Annotated in this window: 14 protein-coding genes and 1 riboswitch; of the genes, 5 read left to right on the forward strand and 9 right to left on the reverse strand. The window is 49.4% G+C overall.

From position 1 onward, the window contains the following. Positions 1-34 precede the first annotated feature (34 nt). The 3 genes from coxB to ACQSGY_RS26675 form a co-directional block, all read right to left on the reverse strand. Positions 35-1,087: a cytochrome c oxidase subunit II gene (gene coxB, locus ACQSGY_RS26665; protein WP_216520107.1), complete on the reverse strand. Its 1,053-nt coding sequence runs from the start codon at positions 1,085-1,087 to the stop codon at positions 35-37. Positions 1,088-1,652: 565 nt separating this feature from the next. After that, the gene (gene map / locus ACQSGY_RS26670) at positions 1,653-2,408 is read right to left on the reverse strand and encodes a type I methionyl aminopeptidase (RefSeq protein WP_427181626.1); all 756 of its coding nucleotides are present in this window, start codon (positions 2,406-2,408) and stop codon (positions 1,653-1,655) included. A gap of 209 nt (positions 2,409-2,617) precedes the next feature. Next, positions 2,618-2,806: a hypothetical protein gene (locus ACQSGY_RS26675; RefSeq protein WP_017690840.1), complete on the reverse strand. Its 189-nt coding sequence runs from the start codon at positions 2,804-2,806 to the stop codon at positions 2,618-2,620. A gap of 395 nt (positions 2,807-3,201) precedes the next feature. Between ACQSGY_RS26675 and ACQSGY_RS26680 the strand changes: the two genes are divergently transcribed. After that, positions 3,202-3,474, forward strand: a complete 273-nt coding sequence (locus ACQSGY_RS26680) for a transposase (RefSeq protein ID WP_111272198.1) — start codon at positions 3,202-3,204, stop codon at positions 3,472-3,474. A gap of 91 nt (positions 3,475-3,565) precedes the next feature. Then, entirely contained in the window at positions 3,566-3,904 is a 339-nt protein-coding gene (locus ACQSGY_RS26685) for a DUF4870 domain-containing protein (RefSeq protein WP_111272199.1), read from the forward strand. A gap of 358 nt (positions 3,905-4,262) precedes the next feature. On the opposite strand, the gene ACQSGY_RS26690 is transcribed toward ACQSGY_RS26685, so the two are convergent. The 3 genes from ACQSGY_RS26690 to ACQSGY_RS26700 form a co-directional block, all read right to left on the reverse strand. Beyond that, a complete protein-coding gene (locus ACQSGY_RS26690) occupies positions 4,263-5,624 on the reverse strand; it encodes a nucleobase:cation symporter-2 family protein (protein ID WP_427181627.1) in 1,362 nt (453 codons plus the stop codon). A gap of 1 nt (position 5,625) precedes the next feature. Next, the gene (locus ACQSGY_RS26695) at positions 5,626-6,213 is read right to left on the reverse strand and encodes a xanthine phosphoribosyltransferase (protein WP_427181628.1); all 588 of its coding nucleotides are present in this window, start codon (positions 6,211-6,213) and stop codon (positions 5,626-5,628) included. A gap of 89 nt (positions 6,214-6,302) precedes the next feature. Then, the gene (locus ACQSGY_RS26700; protein ID WP_427181629.1) at positions 6,303-6,464 is read right to left on the reverse strand and encodes a hypothetical protein; all 162 of its coding nucleotides are present in this window, start codon (positions 6,462-6,464) and stop codon (positions 6,303-6,305) included. After that, positions 6,437-6,536, reverse strand: a riboswitch (purine riboswitch). It overlaps the preceding gene by 28 nt. A gap of 268 nt (positions 6,537-6,804) precedes the next feature. Between ACQSGY_RS26700 and mscL the strand changes: the two genes are divergently transcribed. Next, the gene (mscL, locus tag ACQSGY_RS26705) at positions 6,805-7,299 is read left to right on the forward strand and encodes a large conductance mechanosensitive channel protein MscL (protein ID WP_145405721.1); all 495 of its coding nucleotides are present in this window, start codon (positions 6,805-6,807) and stop codon (positions 7,297-7,299) included. 164 nt (positions 7,300-7,463) lie between these two features. Here the strand turns inward: mscL and ACQSGY_RS26710 are convergent, their stop codons facing one another. Next, positions 7,464-7,766, reverse strand: coding sequence for a hypothetical protein (locus ACQSGY_RS26710; RefSeq protein ID WP_216520102.1), 303 nt, complete (start codon positions 7,764-7,766; stop codon positions 7,464-7,466). A 128-nt stretch (positions 7,767-7,894) separates the two neighbouring features. Here ACQSGY_RS26710 and ACQSGY_RS26715 point away from each other — a divergent pair, with 128 nt between their 5' ends. After that, entirely contained in the window at positions 7,895-8,602 is a 708-nt protein-coding gene (locus tag ACQSGY_RS26715) for an NUDIX hydrolase (protein ID WP_427181630.1), read from the forward strand. Between the two features lie 1,266 nt (positions 8,603-9,868). On the opposite strand, the gene ACQSGY_RS26720 is transcribed toward ACQSGY_RS26715, so the two are convergent. Together ACQSGY_RS26720 and ACQSGY_RS26725 are read right to left on the reverse strand one after the other, a co-directional pair. Then, positions 9,869-10,672 carry a TrmB family transcriptional regulator gene (locus ACQSGY_RS26720; protein ID WP_427181631.1) on the reverse strand — a complete coding sequence of 268 codons (804 nt, stop codon included), beginning with the start codon at positions 10,670-10,672 and terminating at the stop codon, positions 9,869-9,871. Between the two features lie 60 nt (positions 10,673-10,732). Then, positions 10,733-11,548, reverse strand: coding sequence for a zinc ribbon domain-containing protein (locus ACQSGY_RS26725; RefSeq protein WP_427181632.1), 816 nt, complete (start codon positions 11,546-11,548; stop codon positions 10,733-10,735). 373 nt (positions 11,549-11,921) lie between these two features. On the opposite strand from ACQSGY_RS26725, the gene ACQSGY_RS26730 reads away from it, so the two are divergent. Next, positions 11,922-14,666, forward strand: coding sequence for a UvrD-helicase domain-containing protein (locus ACQSGY_RS26730; protein WP_427181633.1), 2,745 nt, complete (start codon positions 11,922-11,924; stop codon positions 14,664-14,666). Positions 14,667-14,879 lie beyond the last annotated feature (213 nt).

Genomic DNA, 14,879 nt, shown 5'->3' on the forward strand with positions numbered 1-14,879 from the left:
AAGGTTGTGTACCCCCTTCTTCATCCTTGCTGTGCTATTCGTAATCCAATTTGTAGTTCGCCAGATACTCGGCAATACCGTCGATCTCTTCATCCGTCAGTCCCAGACTCTTCGGACTTGGCATCGTATTGCCCGGCTTCACGGCTTGTGGATCATGAAGCCATTCTTTCATGTTATCCAGTACAGGCTTGCCTTCTTCCTGACCTTCACGCTGATTCAGCAAAATGCCTGCAACGGATTCCTTGCCGCCGATGCCTGTAAGGTTCGGAGCAACAGGTCCGCCTTGATCGCCTACTGCGTGGCAAGAAAGGCAATTGGTTTTGAACTTCTCGGCAAGCTGTGCGTCCTCGGGAAGGACAGCAGGAGCCTTCATCTCGTTAACCCAGCGGTCAAAGGACTCCTGGCTAACGGCCTTAACCTTGAACTCCATGAACGCGTGTGATCTGCCGCATAACTCGGCACATTTACCACGGTAAACGCCTTCATTCGGTGCAGAGAAGCTGAACTTGTTTAATGTTCCATCCGGGTTTGTGTCCATTTTGCCCGCAAGTGACGGCACCCAGAAGGAATGAAGCACGTCAGCGGTTTTCAATTCGAATGCAATTTTTTTTCCGGTCGGGATGATGAGGTCTTGAGCGGTGGTAATGTCGTACTGAGGATAAGTAAATTCCCACCAATACTGATGTGAGGTAACTTGGACCTTAACTGCGTTCTTGTCGTTAGACAGATCTTCACCGTGGGCAAAAATCGTCTGTACCGTTGGCACAGCCAAAATAATTACGAGTAAAAGCGGAATGGCTGTCCATATTACTTCCAGCTTGAAGTTTCCTTCAACCTGCTCAGGCACTTCGTTCTGCCCGGCTCGTCTGCGAAACCTGATCAGGACATAGGCAGCAATAGCAAATACAATGATGAGCACCACGATCATAATCGCAATAGATAGCTTCATCAGATCTAATTGGTCTTGTGCCACAGGACCCTGAGGTTTCATTACCGACAAGTCTTCCCGCCCGCATGCGGATAGCAGCAAAGAGAACACCGCCAGCAAGGGGAGGATTCGCTTTGCAACCTGCCACTGTTTCATCATTGATCTACCCCACTTTTTTACGTTTTCGTAGATTACGGTTGTCGTTCGGTACAATGATAGCGCGTGTACGTTACAGTACGATAAACATAATCCTCTTCATCATACAGAATGCTTACAAAAATAACGCTTCCAGTACTCCCGTCATTTCCTGCCCAGGGCATGTCTGCGCATTCTTCCAATTCATTCTATATGCTTCAATCACTTATTAAATATAAGTTGAGGGTATGATTTTGTCAATCTTTGGACACATGTTCACAAATTGTTCACTTTATGTATAAAACCGCTCTGCAACTTGCTTTGCAAACGATTTCACTTAAAAGTATTACTCTCTTCTTCTGAAAAATTTTGCCAAATTTCGGTGATAAACTAAAGTTTCTTAGCGATTTTTATCACAATTAAAACATGCGGTATTATGCAAAAAGAAGCTGCCCCATGTGCAGGAAATCATTACCACGTTTGCTGGAAATGAACGAATCTGCCCCATGCCTGTTCACGCTCATTTTGGCATGGAGCAATATTACTGTTTTTCCTGATAAAAGACTCAAAAGATAAGCCCCCACTCCCCTTACGATCCATCTGTCAGAATTAATGGCCCCTCCCCCGTGATGGCTATCGTATGCTCATACTGCACACCCCAGCTTCCGTCCAGCGTTCGAACAGTCCAGCCGTCCTCATCCCATATGACAGCACCGGAGCTGCCTTTGGTAAAGATCGGCTCAATGGTGATGACCATGCCTTCTGTAAGCATCATTCCTGTTTTACGTTTTCCGTAAGGCAGCACATTCGGCGGCTCGTGGATATACTGACCGATTCCGTGACCGATGAGCGACTTCACAATCCCGTAGCGGTACAACCTTGCGGTTCGTTCAATTGCATTGCCGATGTCTCCAAGCGTATTGCCCGGAACGGCCTGAGCTATTGCTTTATACAGTGCTTTCTCCGTGCGTCTCATTAATTTGCGAATGGATCTGGCAGGTTCATCAATTGCATATGTCCAGGCCGAGTCAGCAAGCCAGCCGTCCTTGTTCACTACCATATCTATCGTCACAACATCCCCGCTGGCGAGCGAACGCTTTCCCGGAAAACCATGACAAACGACTTCATTCACTGAAGCACAGGTAGCATATGGATACCCTTTGTACCCTTTTTGCTCAGGTGCGGCGCCATGATCAGCCAGAAAGTCCTCTACCCGTTCATCAATCTCTGCTGTTGTTATGCCCGGGACCATCCACTGTTCGATGTGCTGATGACAGCTGTGTAATGTGCGTCCCGCTTCCCGCATGTAGCCAATCTCTTCTTTTGTTTTTAAAATAGGGTCCACATGCCTTCATCCTTCCTGCTGTAAGTGTACTTCCATATATATGCAAGAAGTTCAGAACAAAGCCCCTAAAGTGACAAGGAACAAAATAAGCCTGGTTAATGAATATTTGACCAAAGCCGGGAACGCAAAAAAAACCGTCTGCCGGAGCCATGAGGCCCGAGAGACGGTTCTATTCATATCGGAACAGTATAATCAGAGTTGGTGTTGTTTCAGGACACGGAAGAATCCATCTTGACAAGCTCATGCTCAACCACAGAAGTCAATTCTTCCTCATATCCACCCGTAATCCGGTATTTTCTCACATACTCCTTCACGAATTTTTTTGGATCTTTAGGACGGAAAATCCGAGTCATTTCCCTCAAACTTTCTTTGACCTCATTGTGACCTTTCGTTGCCATTGTAATTCCCTCCCAAAACGTTGAAAGTGAATGCTCCGTTTAGAGAACGCCGAATAAGTCTTAAATGCCATTCATGAAGTTGTGTGCGCGGCTTAAAGCAAGCTTTAGGTCGGGAACCTCGCCGAATAGCAAGTACCTGACACTATAAATACCCGATATGATTCTGTTTGAATCATAATCTTATTGTATCATATTCGGAACCTCGTTACGACTTGACGATTTTTCCTAATATATATAACGGTTTTACTGCCCAAAAAGTTTAATTCCGAATCATCTTTCTGAAAATGTTTATTCTATACGGATTAATCTATCCAGCATAACCCACGACTATTCGGGGGATATTATCTTGGATCACCAAATCAGTAAAAGATCTGGAAATTAAAGGAGGACCTGTTATGGAGCGCAAAGAACAGGATATGCTGCCCCTTTCGCATGAAATAGTCGAGGTTGACGGTGTTTATGTCAATGAAGCAGGACAGGAAGAGCACCTGCATCGGGGTCAGCATTTCCCTGCCGATCCGGTACTCGGCAAGACGGAATGGAAGCTGACCGAATATTCTTTTGATAACCATCACGAAGGAAAAACCGATGAGCGCCTTGTTCCCAAGGAAGATGACGAGGACAAAAAGGGGAAAATCACAAGTCCCCGGAGACAGATTCAAACGTAGCAATTCCGCTGGAAGCAATCCACGTTCGCCGGTTCAGTTCTGTCCACCTCCTACATAGCCTATATAAAAAGGACAAAGGAGGCTGGGCCGAATGTCACCCATGAAATCGTCCAGCGGTCTGGATGAAAATATAGCTGGCATGCTGTGTTATCTTTTCACCTTCGTAGGCGGCATCATCTTTCTCGCTGTGGAGAAGCGCAGCCGGTTTGTGTTATTCCATGCCCTGCAATCCGTAACGGTTTTTGGCCTGATTATGGTTGGGCATGTGCTCTCTGCCTTTCTTCCCCTGTTCGGTCCACTGGTCGCATCTCTGTTGTCTCTGCTTGGCGTCATTGTATGGCTCCTGACGGTTATTGCCAGCCTGCAGGGAAAATGGCTCAAGCTGCCTTGGGTCGGGGACTTTGCCGAGAAGCAGCTGCGGCATCTGTAGTCATTTCAAGTTACGCCCTAACCAAAAACACCGAAACAACAGGCTAATCAGAAGCCTGTGTTTCGGTGTTTTCTGTGTATATATATTATGTTAACCAGCCTCAAAAACCTGATTTAACCTCATTCATATTTTAGCGCATAAATTATAAAGGTAATGAATCATTCATGCCCTTGGTCAAAATAGGTTACGTCGTGAATCATTCACACTATACAGTTTACATAATGATTGCACTGACCAAACGTCACCCCGCAATCCCAAACAGCGATTGCACCTGGATTTCAGATAGCTTGCTGGCAGCCGTTTTTAAGGCTTAGATGTTAAGCCACAGCTCTCCCTTGCATTCTCATAAATCTCCGTTTTATGCTGACTTGCCTGAAGCCTCAACCATGCCATCTGTATGTGATTCAGCCAGTTCCGCAGCGGTGTCTTTGCTGCCAAGACCATTAAACAACAGATTCATAAAGATGGCTGTAAAGCTGCCTGCAATAATACCATTGCCCAGCATAATCTGAGCCCAGGCTGGTGCACCAGCGAACAGCTGAGGTACTACGGTGACACCTAGCCCCATACCAACTGAACAAGCAATAATGAACAGGTTCTCATGCCGGCTCAGGTCTACCTGAGTACCAATAATACGAATGCCTGAGGAAACAACCATACCGAACAGTGCAACCATCGCACCGCCGAGCACCGACCCCGGTACAAGCTGCGCAAGCGCGGCAATTTTCGGTACAAAGCCGATGACAATCAGCAATCCACCTGCAACAACGATGACATCACGTGTTTTTACACGGGTCATCTGCACAAGGCCTACATTTTGCGAATATGTCGTATACGGAAAGGAGTTAAAAATCCCGCCAAGCACAATAGCCAGTCCCTCTGCACGATATCCACGCGCCAAATCCTTGGAAGTCAGATCCTTGTCCATGATTTTGCCCAGCGCCATAAATACGCCCGTAGATTCGGCCACACTGACAATCGCGACCAGAATCATCGTCAGAATAGGAACGATCTCAAAGGTTGGTCTCCCGAAATAGAAGGGCTGAACCATATGGAACCAGCTTGCGTCACGTATGGGTGCAAAGTTAACCTCCCCCATAAAGCCGGCAGCCACTGTACCAGCGAACAGACCAATCAATACAGAGATGGAACGTACAAACCCTGTAGTGAAACGAGTCATCAGAATGATAAAGACCAGCACACCGAAACCAAGCAGCAGGTGCACACCGCTGCCAAAGTCCTCAGCACCTTGACCGCCACCTAAATCGTTAAATGCGACCGGAATCAGTGTCAGCCCGATAATGGTGACGACGGAACCTGTAACCACTGGCGGAAAGAGCCGAATTAATTTACCGAAAATTCCTGAGAAAATGAGTACGAACAGACCGGAGGCAATAATTGCACCGTAAATGGCAGATACTCCGCTGCTCTGTCCGATTATTATCATCGGGGATACCGCCTGAAAAGCACATCCGAGCATGACTGGCAGCCCTACGCCGAAATATTTATTGCCCCAAACCTGAAGCAGCGTCGCTACTCCGCAGGCAAGCAGGTCAATTGCAATCAAATAGGTAAGTTGCTCCTGTGTGAATCCAAGTGCGCTGCTGACGATTAGCGGTACAACCACAGCACCGGCATACATCGCAAGCACATGCTGAAGTCCAAGCGAGAAGGTTTTGACCGGATGCCGATGACGCTGAAAAATACGTTCCCGTGCCATATCAGTCCGTTCCCTCCTCATCCGCAAAAGTCACTTGTCCATTGGACAACGCCCCGATACGAACTAGGGATTCCACCCGGTAACCCGCTTCCTTCAAGAGGCGACCTCCAGGCTGAAATGCTTTTTCAATAACGATCCCGATGCCGACCACTTCCGCGCCAACCTGCTCCACAATACGTGCCAGACCAAATGCGGCTTCGCCGTTCGCCAGAAAATCATCAATAATCAGCACGCGATCCCCGGGGTTCATAAACTTTTTGGCAACCGTAATCTCATTCGTCTCCTGCTTGGTGAAAGAGTACACCTTCTCCACCAGAATATCTTCAGTCAATGTAAGAGACTTCTGCTTGCGGGCGAAGATCAGCGGAACGTTGAGTTCAAGTGCAGTCATAATGCCCGGTGCGATCCCGGATGATTCGATCGTCAGCACTCGTGTGATGCTCTCGCCCTCAAAGCGGCGAATAAACTCTTTCCCGACTTCCTTCATCAGCACCGGATCCATCTGGTGGTTCAGGAATGAGTCTACTTTCAGTACCTGCTCGGACAGAACAATGCCTTCCTGTCTTACTTTGTCTTTTAACAATTGCATTATTTTTTCCTCCCAAGTAGCCCTTTACCTGCAAGTACAGTCAGTTCATATCTCTCCCGCGTGGATAAAAAGGCAAAAAGCCCGCCTTTTCACACCTGCGGCGTTAACCGGAGACGGGAAAGACGGGCTTGTTCCTGATTGGACAAGCCGCGTGAACACTGCAAACACCTTGGGCGAGGCTCAACCAGCATACAGCGGTATACCTGACCTTCGTCCGCCCAGGGCGCAGAAGCATTCTTCCCGTAGTCCAATCATTCCGGTGATCGGGTAGAGACATGCAGGCCTATTCCTGCACATATACGAGTAACGGCATATTCTATTCATTTTAACTCCATGATTCGATCTCAATTGTATAATTGCGAACCTTGAATATAAAAAGTTAAATATCACGGACAATGTTAGAAGTATACCGAATCTGTCGCTTGAAATAAAGTAGTATTTTCATGGAATTTGCGGAAAATGTGTTTTATTTGCAAACAGGGGATGATTGATTTTCATTTTTTTTGTACAATATGAGAACAAAGCGCGTCCTTGAGGGAATCGATATAGGAGGCGGCAGCTTGAATCCAGAGGTTAAAGGAGTTTGTCACAATGAAAGGTATATTGAAAGAATTCAAGGAGTTTGCCGTTCGCGGCAACGTCATTGACCTGGCGGTCGGTGTAATTATCGGAGCGGCATTCGGTAAAATCGTGACGTCCCTCGTCAACGACATCATCATGCCTCCAGTGGGAAAACTGCTCGGCGGGATCGATTTCAGCCAGAAAATCATTAATCTTGATCCCGGCGTGAAAACAGCAAGCGGACAAGATATCACAACACTGGCTCAAGCGAACGAAGCGGGCGCAACGGTCATTGCGTATGGTCAATTTATTAACGTATTGATTGATTTCATCATCGTGGCATTCTGTATTTTCATGCTGGTTAAGGGCATTAACTATCTGAAGCGTAAAGAGCACACCAAGCCAGAACCCGAAAAGACAACCAAAGCATGCAAATACTGTCTGTCTGAAATTCCGGCTGCAGCTACTCGCTGCTCCCACTGTACTTCACAGCTGGAAGCAGAAGGCAGCAACGCTCCGGCATAGTTAAAAAGCAAGTTATCATGAGGTCAGGATATGTAATCAGACCTGCGGATATTCAGGTTCCACCTTACAGGTGGGGCCTTTTTTTCATTATACGGATTGTACCGTAATCATTATGTTTTTTATGGTTCGTCATTGCGACCAAAGGTTAATAGGCGTACAAAAAACTAGAAGCGCCGTGGCAACAGATGCTCCAAAATCGCTTTGAGGTCTTTGTCTTCCTTGTATACCTCTTCCCCGGTGTCCAGCTCGGTTACACGAATAAACTCGAAATTTGCGCTTGCATCGATTGGTTTGAACAACAATTGCGCCTCGTCCTCCAGACGAACATTAAATCCCATGTCTTTAAACATCGTTACAAGCTGGTTGTTCGCAGGCTCCTGACCCTGCCCTACAAATATAAGTCCCCGAAGGGTTTTACGCTCCTGAGGTTGCGGATAAATCACCTGAAAGTGTACAATGCATTCCATACAATCGTTCCCCTTTCGTTAAAAACAAGCTTTTTTAGAAACACTTCTGTTTCAGACCATTTCTTCTTTAAATATAAACTTTGTGAAATTTTGAACTTTAAATTCTGCTATATAAGGAGATACGTTTCATGACCCAAGAACGTTTCGACATTTATGACAATCAGCAGCAATGGATTGGTACAGCGCCGCGAAGCGAGGTGCATGCCCGCGGATATTGGCATCGTTCCTTCCACTGCTGGATCGTGCGCGATGAAGGTAACACACGCATGGTTCTGTTTCAGCGGCGGCGGGATATCAAGGATACGTTCCCCGGTTATTATGACATCACCGCTGCTGGTCATCTAGCTGCGGGCGAACAGCTCCAGGATGCAAGCCGCGAACTGGAGGAAGAGCTTGGTGCATGTACTCCCTTTGATGCGCTAACCTATCTGCTTACAGCCGAACAGCAGCTTCAGGGTGAGGTACGTGGAGTTCCATTTATAGATCGGGAGATCAGCTCCGTCTATGGCCTGTGCTTGAACCAGCCTCTGGAGTCTTATGTGCTGCAAGCAAGCGAGGTGGACAGCCTGTTCGAAGCACCGCTGGACGAGTTACTCGCCCTTTTCCGCCAAGAGACAGATGTGGTTCGAGCATCAGGTATACGCCCGAAAGTGTCTGCCTTGAAGCCGGAGGGTACAGCACCTTCAAACGCGGTACACTTCAATCGCAGCGGTCACAAGCCATTTGCCAATTCTGCACGGATCATTAGCGACGTACGAGCAACAGATTTTGTGCCGCACGGTACAAAATATTATATGGATGTGCTTGAAGCACTGAAACGTGTGCAGAGGACATAACTTCATTTTCTCAATAATCGTACCGCTTCATACCTGCATGACAGCACCACTTTAAAGCTGTTTGAGTATTACCTGTGCCTGCACCAACATTACTTATACCTGCACTACAGTAACATTTATATTTGCACAAAAGCGCCACTTATATCTACCACTCATACCTGTACAAAAGCATACTTGTTTCTGACGACAGCACTTCTTGTATCTGATGACTGCACTTCTTGTATCTGACGACAGCACCACTTACATCTGTACAACAGCCCTATTCATATCTCCATAACAGCTTCACATCATACCTCTACTATTCACTGGGAGGCCAACGGATGCTTTGATAAACGTCACAGCATCTGCTGTAACGCACACCGTCAACGATACATCGGGCACACAAAATTCCACGATGCCTGTAACCCGACAGGAGCACCTTGCATCTCTCCCCCCACGTTCACCCATGATCCATGATCATCACACAAATCAGCGCTCTACCAGCTCTTCAACCACATATTTTGACAGCTGTATTCTGTAATTGGGACTTGAAGGCCAGTTAGTTCACGAACCAGACAGTCCAACTCAACAGTGATCGGCTGGATGTATCCCGAAACCGAGAAACATTGGGCAATCAGACCCGGTAACATTGTAACGATCTCAGGAAACGCTATTTGCCTCATTTTGGAGTGATTTAAAACGTAACGATTCCCAGAGACGTTATTCGGCCGAAAATAGCCTGATTTGCGTTGAAAAGTCACTCCTTGCACTAAATAGCGTTCCTGGGAATCGTTAAAAAGTAAATAATGCGATTTTCTGCCAAATAAGGTTTGTAGGAATCGTTAGCGCTCAGGCTTGTGGTGATCACGGAGAGTACATAGTTTGGATGCATCAAACGTTGCATTGTTTGTGCTGCTGCCGCGGGAAGTGGGAAACGTGGACACGTTACATCGTGTGTGTGCTGCTACCGCGGGACGCAGGGAACGCAGGATACATTATGCTTCTACCGCACGACGCGGGAACGTAGGATACGTTACATCGTGTGTGTGCTGCTATTGCGGGACGCAGGGAACGCAGGAGCATAAAAGTACATTGGAAGCTGGCGTCGAGCAAGCCACGACTAGGCTCACAAGTTACACTAGCAACTAAAATAAAGAAGGACAAGGCAGCACGAATTTTGCGCAGGCCTTATCCTTTTTGTTCGAACTTTCCCTCTACCTTGTTCTCTTCCTAACTGCCTCTAATACTTTTCCTGATTTCCTCTGATTCTTTTCCTGTTTGCACCCGTTACTGTTCATTCTCTGATGGAAAGGAGGACCAGTATCGCGCAGCAATATCTGCATACCGCCCTCCGTATCGGCTTTCCAGTTCTCTGCCCATGTCCTGCTCCAGCTCATACAGCACCAGCTCCTGTGCAAAATGGCTCAGCAGCAGTCCGGTCATTACCGGATGCTCTGTGACCACCGCCTGGGTCGGACAGGACTCTCCGCGCATGCCAAGCATGCACCAGCGGCGATCCACGACCAGCGAGAACTTGCGGCCTGTGCCCGCCCCGCTTATGGGCAGCCCCGGCAAAGGCAGTGGCTGATCCAGCATGCCTTCCCCGCCTTCACAGGACCACAACAGGCGCACGCCCCGAGACTCGGCACGCTGCAGGTCTTCCCGAAGCAGCTCTGCCTCCTCCCGCCAGACGTCCACCACAATCTCATGCTGCGCTGCGGCAAGCTCACGACTCAGGTTCTCAAACACATTTTTGTCGCCTTCCACATTGTAAAACACAGGCTTCTCCGGCTCGCTCTGTGGCATGCTTCTCTCTACATACGCCAGAGAAGTGTGCATCTGATCCGAGATCATACGTGTCATCTCTTCGGGCTTTAGCATACTGTACTTCGCAGGCTCTCCGGGGCTGCACCTGAGAAATCCTCGCTGCTCCAGCCGCTGCAAGGTAGCATACACATTCGAACGTGAAACGCCCAGACGTTTGGCAACCTCATACCCCGAGGCTGATCCCTGACGGGCCAGCTCTACCATAATTTTAGATTCCATCTCAGTGAATCCGAGATGACGCAAATGATGCAGCAGTTGGTCCATATTTCTGTCCCCCCATGCTGTCAGCAACCAGCACTGCCATGTGGCAGCACTTCTACTGCATCAAATCTGCTCGGCTCCGCAGCGCGGGCACCACTTTGAGCCTTTGGGCAGTTCGGAAGCGCAAATCTGACATTTCACCATTTCACGCGGCACTTCGGTCTGCACATCTACTGTGCTTACGATTGGATTGTTCTCTTTCCAGTAACGAATGCGCTCATCCAGCTCCTGCTGGCGCTCCCGCTCACGCTGCATCTCCTCTTCTCTGCGGCGCTCCCATTCCGCATCGAACGCTTCCTTCTCTTCCAGCGTGAACTCGGTGCTGTTAAATCCCGGCTCGGTCTCCAGATCGGCAATGGACGGAATTACCGTGTGATACGGTTCGTTCTCTTCATGCTCATCTACAGCGGGTCCATTGAAAATGGACTGCTCCGCAGCCGAATTCTGAGCAACAGCGGCCTCATTTCTAGCCGTTTTCGCCGCTCCTGAAGCTCCTGCCGTTCCCGATGTAGCTGCACCTGGTTTGAATTCTCCCAGCTTGCGTCCACATTTCGGACAGAAGTTGGCATCCAGCGAGGCGACGTGTCCACACTCGCACAGCCGTTCATTTTTCAACTCGGCAATCTTGCCCCGCAGTGCGTCAATCTCGTCCTGCAGCTCGTCACACAGATGAGACAGGTCCACCATCTCTTTTTCGGCACGTGTCATATCCTGAGCACGATAACCTTCGTAGAAGATACGTCCCATATCGGTAAAATGGACTTCCTGTTCCTGCTGCAAGCCCACAATCTGATTGTTTATTTTGCCAATCTCAACCGCGTGCTGTGCACGCTCTGTTGCTTTGTTTGCTCCGTTTCTGATGCGTTGAAGCAGATTCATATTCATTCCTCCTCTGTCCCGTCAAAACAATATCATTTCATTTTTCATTCGTCGTTGATCAGCCATTCGCGGCATGCGAACGGCCCGGATATATTACTTATACGATATGAAGCCAAAAAGTTGCGAAAACTTGCGCAGTTCCCCTGGTAGATGCGGATTTTGGATAGAAACAGGGGCTTTCGTCAAGACCATACGTTCGGTATAATGGAACTTTGGCCCCATACGAATGGAGTTATACTAACTGAATGCATGCTTGATTGCCTGCCTGCTAACTCTATCATACCAATTTACAATGTGATTGTGAAAAGGGCAAATGGTTTACTTTTGAAACGGGATAGTCCTATCCCTGAATGCATATAGAGGTGGATGAAATATGTTAAGTCCGAACTCAACGTTTTACCCCCGTCCACTCGGGGTGACCCCTGCCGCATCTCTGCCCCAGTCTCCCTCTGCACCGCTGGAAACAAGCCGGCAGCTTGTGGGTGATGATCAGCAGGATGCCTATTATTTTCGCTCGCTTGAAGAAGCGGGCATCAAACTCAACGGTCCGCAAATCTCGGCCGTGCGTCACGGCAGAGGACCTATACTCACCCTTGCAGGTGCAGGCTGCGGCAAAACAACCGTGCTTGCAGCAAGAGCAGGCTACCTGATGGAGGTTAGCGGCGTGCACGCTGGCAGCATTCTGCTCGTCACCTTCACTAACAAAGCCGCGGCCGAGATGAAGGACCGTATAGCTGCCCTGCCTGGCATACGACCTGCTGCGGCCAGAGCCGTGCAGGCTCGCACCTTCCACTCGTTCGCGCTGACTCTGCTGCGCCATTATGGCGTGCAGGAGGATATTTTTGGCGAGCCGCGCGCCCAGCACACGGTGCTGAAAATGCTGCTGCGCCAGCATGGCATGAGTGAGGCATTCCAGCCGGAAAGCCTGCTGGCGATGCTGTCCGCGTGGAAGATGCAGGGCTCGGACACGGCGGACTTGCCTGAGCAATCCCAGGAGGAACGGGATGCGAAAAAGGTGCTGCTCGGCTACGAGACCTGGAAGCAGGAGCGCGGCAAGATGGATTTTGATGATATTCTGCTGCGCGCGGCTGCGCTGCTTCGAGATCCGGCGGTGTTAAAGCCGCTTCAGCGGCGTTTTCAATATATAATGGTTGATGAATTTCAGGATACCAATCGGCTGCAATACGAGATTGTACAGCTGCTCGCTGCGGCCCATCGCAATCTGATGGTGGTCGGTGACGACGACCAGACGATCTATACGTTTAACGGCGCACGGCAGGAATCGATTTTGGAATTCGATAAAGTATACCCCGGCGCACGCATCGTGACGCTGGATATCAATTACCGTAGTGATGCGCGTATTCTGGGTCTCGGCAGTGAGCTGGTTGCCCGCAACAAACGCAGACGAGATAAACGGCTGCGCGCGGCAGGACAGCGCGGGGATGCACCGCGCTTCGCTACTCCGGCCAACGCCGAGGAAGAGGCAGCCTGGGTAGTCAATCAGATCTGCCAGCAGGTCGAGGAAGGGCTGTATACTTATCGGGATATGGCGATTTTGCATCGGACAGCCAGCAGCAGCCGGGCGGTATTTGAGCAGCTGGTGCTGAAGGATGTGCCTTTCGTACAGCATGGGGCCTCACCCGTGTTCTATGATCAGTCCCTGATTAAACCGCTGATGGACCATATGCGACTGTCGTTGAACCCACGGGCCATGGATGCCCTCCCTAGTGCTCTTGGGCCGCTGTATGTGTCCCGGGATGCGGGGCTGGAGTGGATTCAGCGCTGTGAGCAGGAGCAGGCCAAGAAATATCCGCTGATTCATCTGAGCAAATGGGACAAGCTGAAGCCTTTTCAACAGGAGCAGGTCAAGGAGCGGATCAAGCTGATCAAATCCCTGCACAAGCTGAAACCGATCATCGCGGTTCAGGAGATGCGCCGCCAGTTCTATGACAAGTATATGGAGAGCGGTGATCCGACCATTTTCACGCATTATAAGGAAACGATGCTGGAAACGCTGGATGAATTCGAAGCAGCAGTCAAAAAGTTCGAAACGGTAGAGGAATTTGTGCAATTTGCAGACGAGCTGTCACGCAGACACCGCGAGATGGAATCACTGCGCCGCTCGCAGGACAGCGATGCCGTGCAGCTCATGACGATTCACCGGGCCAAGGGGCTGGAGTTCCCCTGCGTCTACTGGATCGGAGCCAGCGAAGGCATCGTGCCCCACAGCACGGCTCTGCGCCACGATATCCCTGAAGATCAGAAAGCGGCACTCTCTGTACAGCAGACAGATGCCGAGCTGGATATGGCTCTGGAGGAAGAGCGCAGGCTTGCTTATGTCGCCATCACTCGGGCCAAGCAGCATCTGTATGTGACCTCGCCAGCAAGTCATCATGGCAAACCTGCGGATGTCTCGCGTTTCCTGCTTGAAGCTTTTGGCATGGAGGTACCGGATAAACGCAAGGTACGGGAAGAAGGACAAGGCAATAATCAAGCATCCTATAGAGATCATGGAAGTCGCAGCTACAGCGGACGTGACAATTACAGCCGCACCGGGAACGGAAACAGATATGAAGGCACACGTGAACATAAGAAGAAAGCAGGGACACGATACACTGCCGATTCACAGCCAGCCAATGGGTTGATGCAGCGCCCACCCATTCAGGGTGGCACAGGTCAACGAGCCTCGCATGTACAGCATGATCGGCAGCGCAGTGCGATGAACCATAAGGATCAGCGGGAGATGGAAATGCTGGACGAGCGGGATGAGGATCGCCTGAGTGAGCAGCGCGGCAGCGGAATCATTCGAGATCATAAAGCTTTTAGTACACCCGGGCTTCATCCAAGGGCTACCCAAGCCACCTCAACCTCAAGCCCTTCCCGTTCCGACTCAAACGCTGCTGCGGCAGGTGTAAGCAGGGCCGAGCGGACCGAAACCGTGGCTGTCTGGAAATGCAGCTCTGCTTCGTGCAAAGCATGGTTAAGACAAAAGCCGGCGTTGCCTTCCGGTAAAGTAGCGAAGAAGACTACCTCGGGCCCGCCCGCCTGTCCATTATGTTCAGGAGCGATGATTGCTGGAACTCGGGAGGTTCCCGTTACTAATCGCTTTGGAAAGTAAAATAAAGTATTCGCTAGACAGTTTACCCGTGCTCTAAAAATGGGAACACAATCATCCGCCTCAGACTGGCTTCATCGATCGTTTCAGGGCGCTTTCTGCTGTTTATTAACAGTAGAAGCGTCTTTTTTCCAATTCAACAGTGAAACGTTTTTTTATTTTCAATTTAACAGCAAAAGGATCTTTTTTTAATGAACTGTGTTAACGGATTTTTCA

Source organism: Paenibacillus sp. TC-CSREp1 (assembly GCF_050171015.1).
GTDB classification, from domain to species: Bacteria; Bacillota; Bacilli; order Paenibacillales; family Paenibacillaceae; genus Paenibacillus; species Paenibacillus silvae.

Bases quoted from the DNA above. Each gene is read 5' to 3' on its own strand.
- coxB (WP_216520107.1), bottom strand. From the start codon at position 1,087: ATGATGAAACAGTGGCAGGTTGCAAAGCGAATCCTCCCCTTGCTGGCG.
- ACQSGY_RS26675 (WP_017690840.1), bottom strand. From the start codon at position 2,806: ATGGCAACGAAAGGTCACAATGAGGTCAAAGAAAGTTTGAGGGAAATG.
- ACQSGY_RS26680 (WP_111272198.1), top strand. From the start codon at position 3,202: ATGGAGCGCAAAGAACAGGATATGCTGCCCCTTTCGCATGAAATAGTC.
- ACQSGY_RS26685 (WP_111272199.1), top strand. From the start codon at position 3,566: ATGTCACCCATGAAATCGTCCAGCGGTCTGGATGAAAATATAGCTGGC.
- ACQSGY_RS26690 (WP_427181627.1), bottom strand. From the start codon at position 5,624: ATGGCACGGGAACGTATTTTTCAGCGTCATCGGCATCCGGTCAAAACC.
- ACQSGY_RS26695 (WP_427181628.1), bottom strand. From the start codon at position 6,213: ATGCAATTGTTAAAAGACAAAGTAAGACAGGAAGGCATTGTTCTGTCC.
- mscL (WP_145405721.1), top strand. From the start codon at position 6,805: ATGAAAGGTATATTGAAAGAATTCAAGGAGTTTGCCGTTCGCGGCAAC.
- ACQSGY_RS26710 (WP_216520102.1), bottom strand. From the start codon at position 7,766: ATGGAATGCATTGTACACTTTCAGGTGATTTATCCGCAACCTCAGGAG.
- ACQSGY_RS26715 (WP_427181630.1), top strand. From the start codon at position 7,895: ATGACCCAAGAACGTTTCGACATTTATGACAATCAGCAGCAATGGATT.
- ACQSGY_RS26720 (WP_427181631.1), bottom strand. From the start codon at position 10,672: ATGGACCAACTGCTGCATCATTTGCGTCATCTCGGATTCACTGAGATG.
- ACQSGY_RS26725 (WP_427181632.1), bottom strand. From the start codon at position 11,548: ATGAATCTGCTTCAACGCATCAGAAACGGAGCAAACAAAGCAACAGAG.
- ACQSGY_RS26730 (WP_427181633.1), top strand. From the start codon at position 11,922: ATGTTAAGTCCGAACTCAACGTTTTACCCCCGTCCACTCGGGGTGACC.